Origin of the sequence: Bacillus ndiopicus (assembly GCF_000612805.1) — a bacterium.
In the GTDB taxonomy this organism is placed as follows: Bacteria; Bacillota; Bacilli; order Bacillales_A; family Planococcaceae; genus Metasolibacillus; species Metasolibacillus ndiopicus.
This window is the reverse complement of the sequence record NZ_HG964403.1, coordinates 909,965-926,213: the sequence shown is the minus strand read 5'-3', so window position 1 is coordinate 926,213 and position 16,249 is coordinate 909,965. Positions and strand designations below refer to the sequence as shown.

The window sequence follows — 16,249 nt, the reverse complement described above, 5'->3', positions numbered from 1 at the left end:
ATTGGCTACAAACTCATTTCCATCATTTTTTGTTATAAAAAGCCACACGAAAAAGCTCCCTATATAGGTAGATGATTTTTGCTTTTTCATCTGTCTACCTACTAGGGAGCATATCACTTTTAGGACAGCGCCAAAGTTTCACGAATCTCAGCTATTTTCGCTTGGTACGTATCCCAAATTTTATCGAAATTAGCTTTTTCCTCATCCGTCATTTCCATCATAGGCAATCGTACCGCTAAAGTATCAAAGCCTAATTTTGTCATCGCGTATTTTACTGGAGATGGATTAGGTTGTGCAAACAATGCACGTACCAATGGCAATAATGCGCGATGAATTTTTGCAGCTAACTCATGCTTACCTTCTTCAAATGCACGCATCATTAATTGCATATCGTTCCCAACAACATGTGCTGCAACCGAAATAACACCTGATCCACCAATCGCTAAAAGTGGTAATGTTAAACCATCATCTCCACTATAAACTAAGAAATTATCTTTCTTCTCAACATTTTCAATAATATCGCCCATTTGATCTAAGTTACCACTTGCTTCTTTAATCCATAAAATATTCGGAATTTTACTTAAAGCAACCGACGTTTCATAGGAAACATTAACAGCAGTACGCCCTGGTACATTGTACAGCATCACGGGCAGCTTCGTTTCACGCGCGATTGTTTCAAAGTGGGCATAAATACCACGCTGATTTGGCTTATTGTAGTACGGAGCTACTAGCATAATACCATCTGCGCCGTTTTCCTCTGCTTTATGTGTCATCATAATTGAGTATGCTGTTTCGTTATCCCCTGTTCCAGCAATAACTGGTACACGTCCTGCTACTTTTTCTACAGTGAAACGCACAACCTCAATTTTCTCCTCTGTCGACATCGTAGGGTTTTCAGATGTCGTACCACATGCAACAATGCTATCTGTACCATTATCAATTAAATAATTAATAATTCGTTCAAGCTCAGGATAGTTAATTGTGCCATCCTCTTTGAACGGTGTAATCATTGCCGTTCCAATTCGACCTAAATTCATAAATATACACCTCTTATCATCAATTACACCTCGAGGTAATTGCATCCAAATTTTTTCGAGCAAATAGGGGAAAAAGTTAACCTAAAGCTGTCGCTACGTGCTCCAACAGTTATTCAATCTGCGCTATGCAGGTCCCCTTTTCGAAATTTGTCGCATCAGCTGAGGGTTTTATTTTGATCAGCAGATATGTTACTACCAAGCTGAAATAAGTAATTTTTTTAATTTTTTGTTATAAGACTAAAAATATTTGCTGAATCAAAATAAGTTATCCTCTATCATTGCTTCAACAATTTGAATAGAATTGAGTGCTGCCCCTTTTAGTAAATTGTCTGATACAATCCATAAATGGAACCCTTTTTTATTATCTAAATCTTGACGAATTCGACCTACAAATATAGGATCTTCTCCTTCAGCAAAAATCGGCATCGGATATTGTTGGTTTACAATATCATCTTGTAACACAATGCCTGGCGCATTTTGTAATACTTCGAAAATGGCTTGCACAGTTGTCTCTTGCTCAAGCTCAATATATACAGATTCAGAATGCCCTGATACTACTGGCACACGCACACAAGTCGCAGCGACATGTAATTCAGGCATTTCCATAATTTTTTTCGTTTCGTTAATCATTTTCATTTCTTCATACGTATAGCCGTTGTCAGTAAATTTATCGATTTGCGGAATAACATTGCGAGCAATTGGATAATGCTTTTTATCCGCTTTAGCAGGTAAAATATGCGCCTCCACATTTTTTCCAGCTTCCCATTGTGCACTTTGCGTTTTTAACTCTTCAATTGCTGCAATACCAGAGCCAGATACAGCTTGGTATGTAGATACCACCACTTTTGTTAAGCCGAATTTTCCACGAATTGGCTGTAATGCTGCAACCATTTGAATTGTTGAACAGTTAGGGTTGGCAATAATGCCTTTTGGAATATCTTTTAATGCATGACGGTTTACTTCAGGTACAACTAGAGGTACCTCAGGATCCATGCGGAAATGACTTGTATTATCTACAACGATTGCCCCACGCTTTGCTGCTTCTGGTGCAAGTGCAGCAGATACAGAGCCGCCTGCTGAAAATAATGCAACATCTACCCCTTCAAAACTCTCTGGTGTTGCTTCTTCGATTGTATATAATTGATTATTAAACTTAATTTCTTTACCCGCAGAACGCGCAGATGCTAGAAATTTAATTTGCTTAATAGGAAAGTTACGTTTAGTTAAATGCTCCATCATTGTTGTACCTACTGCCCCTGTCGCACCTACGACAGCTACTGTCAATTGCTTAGTCATAATCTCATCTCTCCTCGGAACTAGTTACATAATGTTGGATATTGTAACATAAAACCTTGCAAATGTGTAGGATTAATTTGATTATTAAAAAAACTCATACGAATTACACCCTGCTAATACAAATCTAATTCTTTTTAAGCCTTCGGCAAACGCAATGTTAATCATATGCGCCTATGCTGTTCTTGGACTATGATCTTCTTTTAGGTACTTCTAAAAAGACCAAAAAGCACGCTACCTTATTTTTCTTTCAACATTCAGTTTTAGATGTTTTCAAGCCTTATAAAGAAAGCCCGCACTTTTCTAAATGCTCCATACTAAAAAAGCAGCAATTGGCTATCTGGAAAATGGTGTGCTAGTCATATTTTCTGCAACGAGTATTCTTTCCAGACAGCCTCAAAATTCACCCCTCTATTTATAAAGAAGAGAATCTTCTATTGGAAAGAGATAAATATTGGCTGTAATTGTTTTTTATGAAAAATTGCCGAATGCACCGTTTCAACCATTTTAGAAAAATCAGCGATAAGTGATGTCGGCTTTTGGAATGGATCATCCTGACCAAACGGAATAAAATATATATTTTTTGCATTTAACAGCTTCATTATATTTTGACCATTTAAGCCAAGTGCATCATTCGTCGAAATGCCTATAACGACAGGAGAACCATTACGTAAAGTTGCTTTTGCTGCCATTAAAACTGCACTATCCGTTGCTGCATTAGCAAATTTACTTATCGAATTACCTGTCATAGGTGCTATTAGCATACAATCTAATGGATTTTTTGGCCCAAACGGCTCTGCTTCAACTATTGAAGAAATAACCTTTTCTCCAGTTGCCGCTTCTATTTTTGCAACCCATTCTTCCCCTGTTCCAAAACGAGTTGCTGCATGTAAAACAGATGGTGTAATAATTGGCACGACTTGTGCCCCTGCCTGCTTTAAGTTTTCAATTTTAGGCACTACATCGGCGTATGTGCAATGCGATGCTGTAATACCTAATCCAATGCGTTTACCTTCAAGCATTGCTCCGCCCCCCAATCTAATATTGCTGTTTTCAATAAATGCGCAGCATCTGTGCTAAAATATTTCCCGGGTAACCCTGCGAGTAATATATAGTGCTCTACACTATCAGTTACACAGCCTGGTGCCGAAGCTAAATCATAAATTGGCATTGCAAATTGCTCTCGCATTGATGGTGTTAACCATTGTGCGGGAATCGTATTAATTAATGCTACTCCATCAATATGCGGTAACTCATCTAATAAATAGGATTCATAGCCAAGCGCTAATGCTTCACAGTGCTGTGCAACAGAACGTACTAAAATTACGACATCTGCCTGCATATTTTTGAGCATATGAGCTGTCATTTTCGCAACACGACCAAAGCCAGTAATAATAAAGCGTTTGTGACGTACAGCACGTTTATGTTCATAAAAATAAGCTAGAAATGCCTCTGCTGTTAATGCCGCATTTTGCCAAATAAATGCCTCCTGCTGCAAATAACGGTATACCATATGCTCTTTTAAAATGACTTCCCATTCTGGTGATAGCTTTCCAACATGCATAACTGCTTTTTGAATACCAAGCACAATTTGTACATCGATTTGCAATGGCTGAATAGGCAGCACAACAACATCTGGATGAAACTCGAGAGCTGTTGCATTAAGCTCTGCATCCCAGCTCGTTTTATTTTTGTAAAAAACAGTCCGTTCCTCACTAGCTAAATTTTTAGCTAAAACCTTCATTCTTTCATCTGCACCAACAACTAACCATCGCTCCGTCATTGGTCGTAGCTTCTAAATGTCGTTGTTGTTTTATTAAATAAAATGCGATCCTCACCGATTAAGACGATTTCCTCCCAAGGAATAAACGCCGCCCCTGTTTTTCGCTTTTGAAACATAAGCTTAGATTGAGGCATTAGCTCAAAGCCGATAATCTTCCCCGTTGTCGGCTCAAATAAACATTCTGTATCCGCTAAATAACCATAACGAACACCATTTTGCATTTCAATTAACTCTTTGTCAGCAAGCTCTGATAAAAGCATATTCTCCCTCCTCTTCAGTGCTTCACCATACTATATGCATAGCTCATTTTGAACGTTCGCCTAAAAAGGAATTTTATCATTGGTTGGATAATTTCTGGCTCTTCACTAAAAGATGTAGTTAACAAAATTAGCTTGGTAAATAACACGCTGTTTACTTTATCGAGCATAAGTTCTGATGAATTTGACTTCTTCATTGCTAAAAAACGCCTGAAATCAAGTTTTTCTCTTGATTTCAGGCGTTTTTTATTTTTCAGGTCCTATTATCGCAATTGCTGGTTCCTGCAATAAAATATCTGTAATTAATTCATTAATTGTCTCCATTGAAATGTCATCAATTGAAGCAAGTACTTCATCCACTGAACGGTGGCGCTGATGAATTAATTCATTCAGTCCATTGCGATTCATATGATCCTCTGTACCTTCAAGCCCTAAAACGAAGCTACCTTTTAGCTGCTCCTTGGCGTTTTCTAGTTCAAGCTCCGTAATTCCACCTGCTACAATATCAAGTAATGTTGCATCAATTGTATGCTGCATTTGACTTAGCTGCTGCTTACTCGTACTGCCATATACCGTTATCGAGCCAACATCCTCATACGATGTTTGATAAGAATAAATTGCATAAGCTAAGCCACGCTCCTCACGTACTTCCTGGAACAGCCTTGAGCTCATATTGCCACCAATAATATTATTCAGTGCAATCAAACTATAAACATCAGGATTTTTCACCCCAATTGCAGGGAATGAAATGGCTACGTGTGCTTGCTCAATATCGCGCTCCTTAATAATTTCACCTGCCGAAAATACCGGGTAAGATAAAATGTGTTGCACTGCTTTAGAACTTGCTTGAAATTGTCCAAACAACTGCTCAATCGTCGCTAAGAGTCCGTCCGTTATATTACCAGCTACGGAAATAACGATATTTTGTGGACTATAATGCTTCGCCATATAATGTCGAATCATTGCCTCATCGAAAGTCGCTAAAGTTTCAGCAGTTCCTAAAATCGGACGGCCAAGTGCGTCAGATGGATACATAACAGCCCATAGCTTTTCGTGTACATCATCGTCTGGTGCATCCTCACTCATATAAATTTCCTCGAGTACAACTTGACGTTCCCTTTCAATATCTTCTGAAGTAAATGTTGAATTGAAAAACATATCTGCTAAAACAGTAACAGCTAACCCTGCATGATGATCTAGCACTTTTGCATAATAACAAGTGTTTTCTTTTGATGTGAAGGCATTTACTTCGCCACCGATGCGGTCAAATATTTCAGCAATTTGTTTTGCAGTTTTCGTCATTGTTCCTTTAAAAAGCATATGTTCAATAAAATGTGTAATACCATTTTCCTCTGGTAGCTCATAACGAGAACCAGCATTTACCCATATACCAACAGAAAGTGAGCGCACATGTGGAAGATGCTCTGATACGATACGCACACCATTTTGGCATGTTGTTACTTGCACTGTCATTACCTTTTCTCCTTCGACAAAAAAGACTGTACCAAAAGTGTACAGTCCATTTCTTTATTGATTTTGACTCAGCGTTAGTCACAGATTTTAAAGATTTTGAGGCTAAGACGTAATTGTTTATTGTTGCTCAGCGCGTTCTTTTTCTTCTTTAATCACTACTTTACGTGACAGGTTAACACGACCTTGATTATCGATTTCAATACATTTCACTAGTAATTGATCGCCAAGCTTTAACACGTCTTCCACTGCTTTCGTACGTTCTTCTTGAATTTCTGAAATGTGCAGTAATCCATCTTTACCTGGGAAGATTTCACAGAATGCACCGAATTTTTCGATACGTTTCACAGTTGCTAAGTAGTATTCACCTACTTTTGCTTCTCGTACGATTGATTCGATAATTTCTTTCGCGCGGTTGTTCATTTCTTCGTTTGCTGAAGAAATATAAATTGTACCATCTTGTTCTGTATCAATTTTTACGCCTGTTTCATCGATAATTTTATTAATTTGCTTACCACCTGGTCCAATTACATCGCGGATTTTATCAGGATTAATTTTAATCGTAATAATTTTTGGCGCGTATTTCGATAATGATGTACGTGGCTCGTTAAGCGTCGTCATCATATGCTCCAAAATATGCATACGACCGATTTTTGCTTGTGTTAATGCTTCTTCTAAAATATTGCGTGATAAACCATCAATTTTAATATCCATTTGCAGCGCTGTTACACCTTTAGCTGTACCCGCTACTTTAAAGTCCATATCACCAAGGTGGTCTTCCATACCTTGAATGTCTGTTAAAATTGAATAATGCTCGTCCTTTTTAATAAGACCCATCGCAATACCTGCTACAGGCGCTTTTAATGGTACACCTGCGTCCATCATAGCTAGTGTTGAGGCACAAATAGAAGCCTGTGACGTTGAACCATTCGACTCTAATACTTCAGATACACAACGAATTGTATATGGGAAATCTACTTCGTTCGGAATAACTGCAAGTAGCGCACGCTCACCTAATGCACCGTGACCGATTTCACGACGACCAGGACCACGTATTGGACCTGTTTCCCCTACAGAGAATTGTGGGAAATTGTAATGGTGCATAAAACGTTTTGATTCCTCGATGCCTAAGCCATCAATAATTTGTACATCGCCTAAAGCACCTAAAGTACAAATCGATAATGCTTGTGTTTGACCGCGTGTGAATAAAGCCGAACCGTGTGTACGGTCAAGTAAGCTTGCTTCAGAAGATAATGGGCGAATTTCATCAAGTTTACGACCATCTGGACGCACTTTGTCTTCTGTAATTAAGCGGCGTACTTCATCCTTCACCATTTTATCTAAAATGCCTTTTACTTGCTTGATTGTCTCGTCATCTGCTTCTTCATAAGTTGCTAATACACGCTCTTTTACCGCTGTAATCGCTTCTTCACGCGCATGCTTTTCAACTGTTTGAATTGCTGCATTCATGTCTGCTTCGCAAGCTGCTTTTACTGCTTGAGTTAATTCAGCATCAAGCTCATATAATGTAACTTCTATTTTTGCTTTACCTACTTCAGCTACAATTTGCTCTTGGAAAGCGATTAATTTTTTAATTTCTTCATGACCAAACATAATTGCTTCTAACATAATTTCCTCTGGCACTTCTAAAGCGCCTGCCTCTACCATGTTAATTGCATCTTTATTACCAGCTACAGATAAATGGATTGTACTTTCCTCCATTTGCTCTGTTGTTGGATTCAATACGAATTCGTTATTAATATAGCCAACGTGTACCCCAGCAATTGGACCATCGAATGGAATATCTGAAACCGCTAATGCTAATGAAGATCCGAACATTGCAGCTACATCTGATGGACAATCCGGATCATTTGACATAACCATTGAAATTACTTGTACTTCGTTACGGAAACCGTCTGGGAACATCGGCCGAATTGGACGATCAATTAAACGTGATGCTAAAATCGCGTTTTCTGAAGGGCGTCCTTCACGCTTAATAAAGCCACCTGGAATTTTACCTGCAGCATATAATCGTTCTTCATAGTTCACTGTTAATGGGAAGAAATCTAAAGGCTTTGGTGATTTTGACATTGTGGCTGTGGCTAATACTGCCGTTTCCCCGTAGCGGATTAATGCAGCGCCATTTGCTTGTTTTGCTAACTGTCCTACTTCAACTACGAGTGGACGGCCTGCCCATTCATAAGAATAGACTTTTTTGTCGTTCATCTGATGAACCCCTTTCTACTGTTACACCCTATTTCAGCTTTTTTGTATGTACTTATAGTTAGTGTATCAAAAATGTAGTTTCTATGCTAAATTTTTTTATTTTTATTAGAAGTTTTTATGCATAAATAAAAAGCGGGAAGTTTCCCGCTTTTTATATGAGATTAGCGACGTAAGCCTAAACGTGTAATTAATTCACGGTAACGTTGTACGTCTGTTTCACGAAGATATTTTAATAAGTGACGACGACGACCTACCATTTTGAAAAGACCACGCTCAGAGTGGAAATCTTTTTTGTGTGTACGTAAGTGCGTGTTTAATGCATTGATTTCTGCAGTTAATACAGCGATTTGTACTTCTGGAGAACCAGTGTCGCCTTCGTGAGTACGGTACTCAGCGATAATTTCGTTTTTACGTTCTTTTGTAATTGCCATTTGAAATGACCTCCTAAAATTTAAATATCCCCTATAGCACAGCAATCGTCAGGAGTAACGGAAAGCCGAGCTAAGGTTCAGTGTATATTGAACACTTTAGGAAGTATATCATACTAGAATATGACAAGCAACAATTTATACCTTACTCGCGAAATAATTGATTGCCTCTTGCTTATCCAGCTCAATTTGTGCAACAAGCTCGTCAATGCCTGAGAATTTTCGTTCGCTACGAATACGTTTATACCAACCGACAACAACTTCCTCGCCGTAAATATTTTTATTAAAATCAAAAATATGTACTTCAATCGACAGCTGTTTCTCTTCTGGATTATTAAATGTTGGCTTATAGCCGACATTACAAACGCCATTGTGCCATTTATTTTGCACTAAAATCTTTACAGCATACACGCCTGTTGCCGGAATAAAGCAGCCTGCCATTGATTGCACATTAGCGGTTGGGAAGCCGAGGGTGCGTCCACGTTTATCACCGTGTACAACGATGCCTGGTACTTCAAATGCTCGACCAAGTAATGTGCCTACTTCTTCCATCTCACCATCTTTTAACAATTTGCGAATACGTGTAGAGCTAATTTTTTCATCACAGTCGAGTTGCTTTTCAATCGTTGTCACACTAAATTCACCTTGCGACAGCTCCTCCATTAAACGCATATCGCCTTTACCAAATGCTCCGAATGAATAATCAAAGCCTGCCGTTACATGCTGTACATGTAAATCGCGAATGAAGTATTGCACGAATTCTTCTGGTGATAGCTTCGCAAAGTCAGAGGTGAAGCTTACAACAAATACTGTATCTACACCCAGTGCTTTTAGTGTATCTAGCTTTTGCTGAAGAGGTGTAATATAAAATACTTGCTCATTGCGAGCGCCTAATACAATAGTGGGGTGCGGATCAAAAGTCATGACCGCACTTTTAATGCCTAATTCTTGCGCCTTGTAAATCGCGTGCTTAATGACAGCTTGATGCCCTTTATGAACACCATCGAAAAAACCGACTGCTAAAGAGTAAGCTGCTTCTGACCGCTCTAACTGATGAGGGTATTTTAAATAAATGACTTCCATTACGATTTATACCTCCTGCTCTATTTCAGGGAACATTTTTTCTGGTTTCATCATATTTGCCTTTGTTGGATGTGCGATATAAACTGCCCTCGCTCGTCCATTTTTCGCATAGACAATTTTCTTATGCTCCTTTAATAATGCATGCATTTCAAGTACTTGTCCATTAAATATTTGCTTGTCATTTGTTGCATCTATTTCTATGAATGGGTAGCTATTTAATGCGTATTCAACAGGTAGCATTTGCTCAAAAATTTGCCCTCTATCCATTGATTCCTGTACTTCAGCTAATGTTAAACAATTTTCCTTTGTAAATGTGCCTGAAGCTGTGCGTACAAGCTCTTGCATATGAGCAGGATAGCCTAGCATTTCGCCGATTTGCACAGCAAGCGTACGAATATATGTACCTTTGCTGCATTTAATACGTATTGCAAACTGCACTTGTTCTCCTTGGAATACGTCAGCCTCGTCTAATAATGTTAAATCATAAATAGTTACTTGTCTTGTTGGACGCTCCACTGTCTGCCCAGCTCTCGCATATTCATATAGTTTTTTGCCATTCACTTTAACCGCTGAATACATAGGAGGCGTCTGTTCTATTGTGCCAGTCAATTGCTCTAATGCTGCCAAAATATCTGCGCGGCTAAATGATTTATGGGTAGTATCTTGTTCAACTGTTTCTCCCTCTGCATCTTCAGTTGTTGTTGTACGCCCAATACTGATAACAGCCTCATATGTTTTGCCAGCATCCGTAATATATTCTGCAATTCTTGTTGCTTGACCAATGCAAATAGGGAGTACTCCTTCTACATTAGGATCTAGTGTCCCTGTATGACCTACTTTTTTTGTTTTTAAAATTTTTCGCAGCTTAAATACGCAATCATGACTAGTCATACCACGCTCTTTCCATAATGGTAAAATACCGTTCATCGCAAAATACCTCCTATTTTAAGCTTTAAAAGGGGTTACCCTTTTTTCAATCTCATAGATTGAAAGGACTAATTTTCTTTCAAAGTGAAAAAAGCTGTCGGGAAATGCAGGCAACAGCCTGATTTCCTGACAGCTCCCTATTTATCTTCATGCAATGAACGCAATAAAGCATCAATTTTATTACCATATTCTACAGAAGAATCGAATTCGAATAAAATTTCTGGTGTACGGCGTAAACGGATACGTGAGCCAATTTCAGAACGAATAAAGCCAGAAGCTTTTTCTAATGCTTTTAACGTTTCTTCTCTTTCACGCTCATTGCCTAATGATGAAATATAAACAGTTGCCTGTTGTAAATCACCTGTTACTGCAACATCCGTTACTGTGACAAAGCCTACACGCGGATCCTTTATTTTACGTCCAAGAATATCGCCAAGCTCCTTTTTCATTTGCTCAGCAATTCGGTTTGATCGTAGAGACATAAAAAGTCACCACCTTAACAAATTTCCTTCTATATTACAAATACTCGCGAAACATTTCAAGTCGTTCCCATTCTGGGTTCGACTCTAAATAATGAAGCGCATGCATCATTTCGCGCTCAGCCGCCTCCTTTGAGGAAGCAACTGTTACAAGCGCGAGGCGCGTGCGCTGCCAGACATTTTGGTGATCAATTTCCGCAACAGACACATTGAACTTCTGCTTCGTTCGCGTCACCATTCTTTGCAGCACTGCGCGCTTTTCTTTTAATGAATGGGCAGTGTGAATGATAAACTCAATCTCTGCGTAAACAATCATTATGCACGTTTAACTTCTTCCATAACAAAGGCTTCAATTACATCGCCCTCTTTAATATCGTTGAAGTTTTTAATTGTTATACCACATTCATAGCCTTTCGCTACTTCCTTGGCATCATCTTTAAAGCGTTTTAATGAGTCTAGCTCACCTTCAAAAATAACGATACCTTCACGAATAATACGTACACCTGCATCACGTACCATTTTGCCTTCTGTTACGTAAGAACCTGCAATTGTACCAACTTTTGATACACGAATTGTTTGACGAACTTCAGCTTGACCAACGATTTTTTCCTCGTATTCTGGATCAAGCATACCCTTCATCGCTTGCTCGATTTCTTCGATTACTTTATAAATAATGCGGTGTAGACGAATATCTACTCCTTCTTCTTCAGCCGCACGCTTTGCATTTACATCTGGACGAACGTTGAAACCAATAACAATCGCGTTTGAAGCTGCTGCTAATGTAATATCTGATTCAGTAATCGCACCGGCACCAGTGTGGATAATTTTCACATTAACGCCTTCTACATCAATTTTCATTAATGATGCAGCCATCGCTTCTACTGTACCTTGTACATCAGCTTTAACGATTAAGTTTAATTCCTTCATTTCGCCTTGGCTCATTTGTTCAAATAAGTTGTCTAATGTTACACGTTGTTTTTCAGAGCGCTGTGCTTGAATCGCTGTCATCGCACGTGATTCACCAACAGAGCGGGCTGTTTTCTCGTCCTCAAATACTACAAAACGGTCACCAGCTTGTGGCACATCATTTAAACCTGTAATTTCAACAGGTGTCGATGGACCCGCTTCTTTTACACGACGACCAACATCATTTACCATTGCACGAACACGACCGTAAGCATGACCTACTACAATTGGGTCACCTACGCGCAATGTTCCATCTTGTACTAATAATGTCGCAACAGAACCGCGACCTTTATCTAATTGAGCCTCAATAACTGTACCGATTGCTGAACGTGCTGGGCTTGCTTTCAATTCACCAACTTCAGATACAAGTAAAATCATTTCTAATAATTGATCGATTCCTTCACCTTTAAGTGCAGAAATTGGTACGAAAATTGTATCGCCGCCCCAATCTTCTGGCACTAAACCATGCTCTGTTAATTCTTGCATCACACGGTCTGGGTTTGCAGATGGCTTATCCATTTTGTTAATGGCAACGATAATTGGAACTTCTGCTGCCTTCGCATGGTTAATTGCTTCTACCGTTTGAGGCATTACACCGTCATCTGCTGCAACAACGATAATAGCCAAGTCTGTCACTTTCGCACCACGTGCACGCATCGTAGTAAATGCGGCGTGTCCTGGTGTATCAAGGAACGTAATTTTTTTGCCATCAACCTCTACTTGGTAAGCGCCGATATGCTGTGTAATACCACCAGCTTCTCCAGCAGTAACCTTAGTATTGCGAATTGAATCTAAAAGAGATGTTTTACCATGGTCAACGTGACCCATAATTGTTACAACTGGTGGACGCTCACGTTGTTCTTCTTCGCTAATTTCTTGCTCAAAGTGTGTTTCAAGGTCTGTAATATCTACACGTACTTCTTCCTCTACTTCTACACCATAATCAGCACAAATAAGCTCAATTGCATCTTTATCAAGCTCTTGGTTAATTGTTGCCATAACGCCTAGCATAAATAATTTTTTAATAATTTCAGATGGCTCACGGTACAATTTTTTTGCTAGCTCAGCAACTGTTAGTGATTCATAAAATGTGATTTTTTCTGGCAATTCTTTTTGTACTGTTTGTACAGGTTGTTGTGGTCCTCTATTTGGACGACGTTTACCGCCATGAATGCCTGGCTTTTTACGTTGTTGATTAAAGCCACCTTGATTGTTATTTTTATTACCGCCGCTCTTACCACGACTATTTTGATTATTATTTTGTGTCATATTTCGATTTTGGTTACCCTTTGCATTATTAGATTTGTCACTATTTGACGCTTTGTTTTGTTCTACTTTCGGAGTTTTATCCGCTTTTTTCATTTGTTGCTGCTTGGATTGTGAACGTGTTTCTGCTTGCCCTTGTTGCGACAAGCCTTCTTTTTTAGCAACTGGCTTTGCAGGTGTTGCTTTTTTCGGTTCTGCTACTTGCTGAAAGACAGAATCAAGCTTCGTAATAGTTGTAGCGTCAAGCATCGACATATGGTTTTTTACTTCAATATCAAGCTTTGTGAGCCTTTCCATTACTTCTTTACTCGTTTTATTTACCTTTTTCGCATATTCATGAACTCTAATTTTGCTCATCTGCTCACCCCCGATTAATTTTCGTTGAGTAGACTAGACATTTTTTTCGCAAACCCACTATCGGTTATAGCTAATACTACACGTGCTTCCTTTCCTGTAGCATGTCCTAGATCATAGCGATCTCCAAAAACATAAAACTCAACGTTGTAATACGTACATTTGTCTTTAATCTTTTTCGCCGTGTTAGCAGAAGCATCGTTTGCAAGCAAAACTAACTTCGCTCCTCCTGTACGTACTTCCTTCACGACTAATTCTTCTCCAGAAACAACTTTCCTCGCTCTTGCAGCTAGCCCTAACATTTGCAGTATTGCTCTGTTCGTCATAAAATAGACTCCCTGCGAATAAGCTTCAGCAGCTCCTCATACACTTCTTCTGGAATTGCTACTTCAAGTTGTCTTCCTAAGCTATTTTTTTTACGCGCTTCTTCAACAGCCTGCTCCGATTTAGAAACGTAAGCTCCGCGTCCCGATTTTTTACCTGTTACATCAACAGATACTTCGCCCTCTTTTGAGCGTACGACACGAATCATTTCTTTTTTCGGATGCATTTCGCCTGTTGCTACACATTTTCGTAAAGGCACTTTTCTTTGCACAGCCACCCTTGCTCACCTTCTCTCCAAAAACTTCAGCATATACGCTTGCTTACTCACAGCATTTCCGCGTCATGCTTAAGGAGCTTGAGAGAATGCCTATGAGTAGCTATACTATTTTCTTCATATGATTATTCTTCATCATCCTGATATAGATCATATTCGATATCATCATATGCTGCAGTATTATTATTTTGTGGAACGAACGTGCTCGTTTCAGAAGGATAAATTCCTAATTCACGTGCATCTGTTTCACTTTTAATATCGATTTTCCAGCTCGTTAGCTTCGCAGCAAGTCGCGCATTTTGACCACGTTTACCGATTGCTAATGAAAGCTGGTAGTCTGGTACAACAACAGTTGTTGACTTTTCTTCCTCATTTACTTGTACATCTAATACTTTCGATGGGCTTAATGCATTTGCTACAAATACAATCGGATCTTCAGACCATTCAACGATATCGATTTTTTCACCATTCAATTCGTTAACAATTGTTTGTACACGTGCACCTTTAGCACCTACACATGAACCTACTGGATCTACCTCTGGATTATGCGCATAAACTGAGATTTTTGAGCGATCCCCTGCTTCACGAGCAATCGATTTAATTTCTACTGTACCATCAAAAATTTCCGGCACTTCCATTTCAAAAAGACGGCGTAGTAAGCCTGGATGTGTGCGTGACACAATTACTTGTGGTCCACGAGTTGTTCGTTCTACCTTCGTAATATAAACACGGATGCGTGATTGTGGTTTATATACCTCACCTTGAATTTGCTCATTTACTGGTAAAGCTGCCTCTACCTTACCTAATGACACGTAAATATTACGTGCATCTTGACGTTCAATCGTACCAACTACGATATCATCTTCACGATCCACATACTCCTCGTAAATTAAGCCGCGCTCTGCTTCACGTACACGTTGAGTGACAACTTGCTTCGCTGTTTGAGCTGCGATACGCCCGAAATTACGTGGCGTTACTTCTTGCTCTAATACATCGCCAATTTCATATGCAGGATTAATCATTTTTGCATCTTCTATTGAGATTTCTAAACGATCATCTTCTACTTCTTCCACTACATCTTTACGCGAATATACAAGCATCGTCCCTTTATCTAGGTTCAAATCCACTCGCACATTTTGCGCTTGGTTAAAATTGCGTTTATACGCTGTTACTAATGCCGCTTCAATTGCTTCAATTAATACTTCTCTTGAAATCCCTTTTTGCTCCTCAAGGGCAGTTAAAGCATCTAGTAAATCACTACTCATTTTTGTTCACTCCTAAATTTGCTTATCTGAAAAGTCGATCGCAAGTCGCGCTTGCGCTACTTTTTCTTTATCGATTTGTACGTTGATTTTACGTGTCTTAATACGAACTTCCATTTCTAAACTTTGTTCAGTATATGCCGTTAAGTAGCCATGAAATTCTTTCATATCTTTCACTGGCTCATATGTTTTCACATAAATATACTTACCAACAGATTTAACAAAGTCCTCTTCTTTTTTCAATGGTCGTTCCGCACCTGGTGAAGATACTTCTAAATAATAATTTTGCTCAATTGGGTCCTTCTCATCCAGAATGACACTTAAACGCTCACTTACTTGTGCACATTGATCAATGTCAATACCACCCTCTGGCGTATCTACATAAATACGTAGAAAATAGTTGCGACCTTCTTTCACAAACTCGACATCCACTAATTCAAGATTTAGTTCAGCAATAATAGGCGTTACGAGCGCTTCAATAGTTGAAGTAACTTTGCTCATCATATCCTCCTCACATGTTGTTCTTTCAATTTACTAATTTTATTATTTATCTTGCGTGTATAAGAAATTAAGGTAAAACTGCATCATTCCTCAAATAGAAAGCAAAATTCACTACATAGCATACCTTTAATTTAGCAGACAGCTATTTATATTGTGTTTTAAGCACTAAGTAAGCATTTTTCTAAAAAGTCGATGTTTCAATCAAAGCTTACATAGCTGTTAAGAAATGAAGGCGACAGCCTGCTTTTTCGACAGCCTCATCTTCTGTATTTGTTGTTGTAAACAACAGAAAAGAGCGGGAGAAACCCACTCTTTTGCT

Annotated in this window: 17 protein-coding genes; all 17 read right to left on the bottom strand. The window is 38.9% G+C overall.

Features of this window, described 5'->3' with window-relative positions; translation table 11 throughout:
* Nucleotides 1-119: 119 nt before the first annotated feature.
* The 17 genes from dapA to rimP all read right to left on the bottom strand — a co-directional run bounded on the left by dapA (nt 120) and on the right by rimP (nt 15,930).
* Complete coding sequence (dapA, locus tag TY13_RS04190) at nt 120-1,037, bottom strand: 4-hydroxy-tetrahydrodipicolinate synthase (RefSeq protein ID WP_042472030.1); 918 nt, start codon at nt 1,035-1,037, stop codon at nt 120-122.
* A 255-nt stretch (nt 1,038-1,292) separates the two neighbouring features.
* On the bottom strand, nt 1,293-2,333 hold the full coding sequence (locus TY13_RS04185; RefSeq protein WP_042472028.1) for an aspartate-semialdehyde dehydrogenase: 1,041 nt from the start codon (nt 2,331-2,333) through the stop codon (nt 1,293-1,295).
* A gap of 431 nt (nt 2,334-2,764) precedes the next feature.
* On the bottom strand, nt 2,765-3,352 hold the full coding sequence (locus TY13_RS04180) for a dipicolinate synthase subunit B (protein ID WP_042472026.1): 588 nt from the start codon (nt 3,350-3,352) through the stop codon (nt 2,765-2,767).
* Nucleotides 3,325-4,113 (bottom strand): dipicolinate synthase subunit A, encoded by a 789-nt coding sequence (locus tag TY13_RS04175; RefSeq protein WP_042472024.1) that lies wholly within the window; start codon nt 4,111-4,113, stop codon nt 3,325-3,327. Before TY13_RS04175 ends, TY13_RS04180 begins: the two co-directional genes overlap by 28 nt.
* Entirely contained in the window at nt 4,110-4,373 is a 264-nt protein-coding gene (locus tag TY13_RS04170) for a PRC-barrel domain-containing protein (RefSeq protein ID WP_042472021.1), read from the bottom strand. The genes TY13_RS04175 and TY13_RS04170 overlap by 4 nt, the downstream gene beginning before the upstream one ends.
* A 243-nt stretch (nt 4,374-4,616) precedes the next feature.
* Nucleotides 4,617-5,843 carry a M16 family metallopeptidase gene (locus tag TY13_RS04165; protein ID WP_042472018.1) on the bottom strand — a complete coding sequence of 409 codons (1,227 nt, stop codon included), beginning with the start codon at nt 5,841-5,843 and terminating at the stop codon, nt 4,617-4,619.
* Between the two features lie 117 nt (nt 5,844-5,960).
* Nucleotides 5,961-8,066, bottom strand: coding sequence for a polyribonucleotide nucleotidyltransferase (gene pnp / locus TY13_RS04160; protein WP_042472016.1), 2,106 nt, complete (start codon nt 8,064-8,066; stop codon nt 5,961-5,963).
* A 161-nt stretch (nt 8,067-8,227) separates the two neighbouring features.
* The gene (rpsO, locus tag TY13_RS04155; RefSeq protein WP_042472014.1) at nt 8,228-8,497 is read right to left on the bottom strand and encodes a 30S ribosomal protein S15; all 270 of its coding nucleotides are present in this window, start codon (nt 8,495-8,497) and stop codon (nt 8,228-8,230) included.
* A 135-nt stretch (nt 8,498-8,632) separates the two neighbouring features.
* Nucleotides 8,633-9,577: a riboflavin biosynthesis protein RibF gene (gene ribF / locus TY13_RS04150; protein WP_042472011.1), complete on the bottom strand. Its 945-nt coding sequence runs from the start codon at nt 9,575-9,577 to the stop codon at nt 8,633-8,635.
* A gap of 6 nt (nt 9,578-9,583) precedes the next feature.
* Nucleotides 9,584-10,504: a tRNA pseudouridine(55) synthase TruB gene (gene truB, locus TY13_RS04145; RefSeq protein WP_042472010.1), complete on the bottom strand. Its 921-nt coding sequence runs from the start codon at nt 10,502-10,504 to the stop codon at nt 9,584-9,586.
* A gap of 137 nt (nt 10,505-10,641) precedes the next feature.
* The gene (gene rbfA / locus TY13_RS04140; protein ID WP_042472008.1) at nt 10,642-10,986 is read right to left on the bottom strand and encodes a 30S ribosome-binding factor RbfA; all 345 of its coding nucleotides are present in this window, start codon (nt 10,984-10,986) and stop codon (nt 10,642-10,644) included.
* 34 nt (nt 10,987-11,020) lie between these two features.
* The gene (locus tag TY13_RS04135) at nt 11,021-11,299 is read right to left on the bottom strand and encodes a DUF503 domain-containing protein (protein WP_042472005.1); all 279 of its coding nucleotides are present in this window, start codon (nt 11,297-11,299) and stop codon (nt 11,021-11,023) included.
* The gene (infB, locus tag TY13_RS04130; protein ID WP_042472003.1) at nt 11,299-13,572 is read right to left on the bottom strand and encodes a translation initiation factor IF-2; all 2,274 of its coding nucleotides are present in this window, start codon (nt 13,570-13,572) and stop codon (nt 11,299-11,301) included. Before infB ends, TY13_RS04135 begins: the two co-directional genes overlap by 1 nt.
* A 14-nt stretch (nt 13,573-13,586) precedes the next feature.
* On the bottom strand, nt 13,587-13,895 hold the full coding sequence (locus tag TY13_RS04125; protein ID WP_042471999.1) for a YlxQ family RNA-binding protein: 309 nt from the start codon (nt 13,893-13,895) through the stop codon (nt 13,587-13,589).
* Nucleotides 13,892-14,170 carry an RNase P modulator RnpM gene (rnpM, locus tag TY13_RS04120; RefSeq protein ID WP_042471997.1) on the bottom strand — a complete coding sequence of 93 codons (279 nt, stop codon included), beginning with the start codon at nt 14,168-14,170 and terminating at the stop codon, nt 13,892-13,894. Before rnpM ends, TY13_RS04125 begins: the two co-directional genes overlap by 4 nt.
* A 122-nt stretch (nt 14,171-14,292) precedes the next feature.
* A complete protein-coding gene (gene nusA / locus TY13_RS04115; RefSeq protein ID WP_042471994.1) occupies nt 14,293-15,432 on the bottom strand; it encodes a transcription termination factor NusA in 1,140 nt (379 codons plus the stop codon).
* Nucleotides 15,433-15,444: 12 nt separating this feature from the next.
* Nucleotides 15,445-15,930 carry a ribosome maturation factor RimP gene (gene rimP, locus TY13_RS04110; protein WP_042471991.1) on the bottom strand — a complete coding sequence of 162 codons (486 nt, stop codon included), beginning with the start codon at nt 15,928-15,930 and terminating at the stop codon, nt 15,445-15,447.
* Nucleotides 15,931-16,249 lie beyond the last annotated feature (319 nt).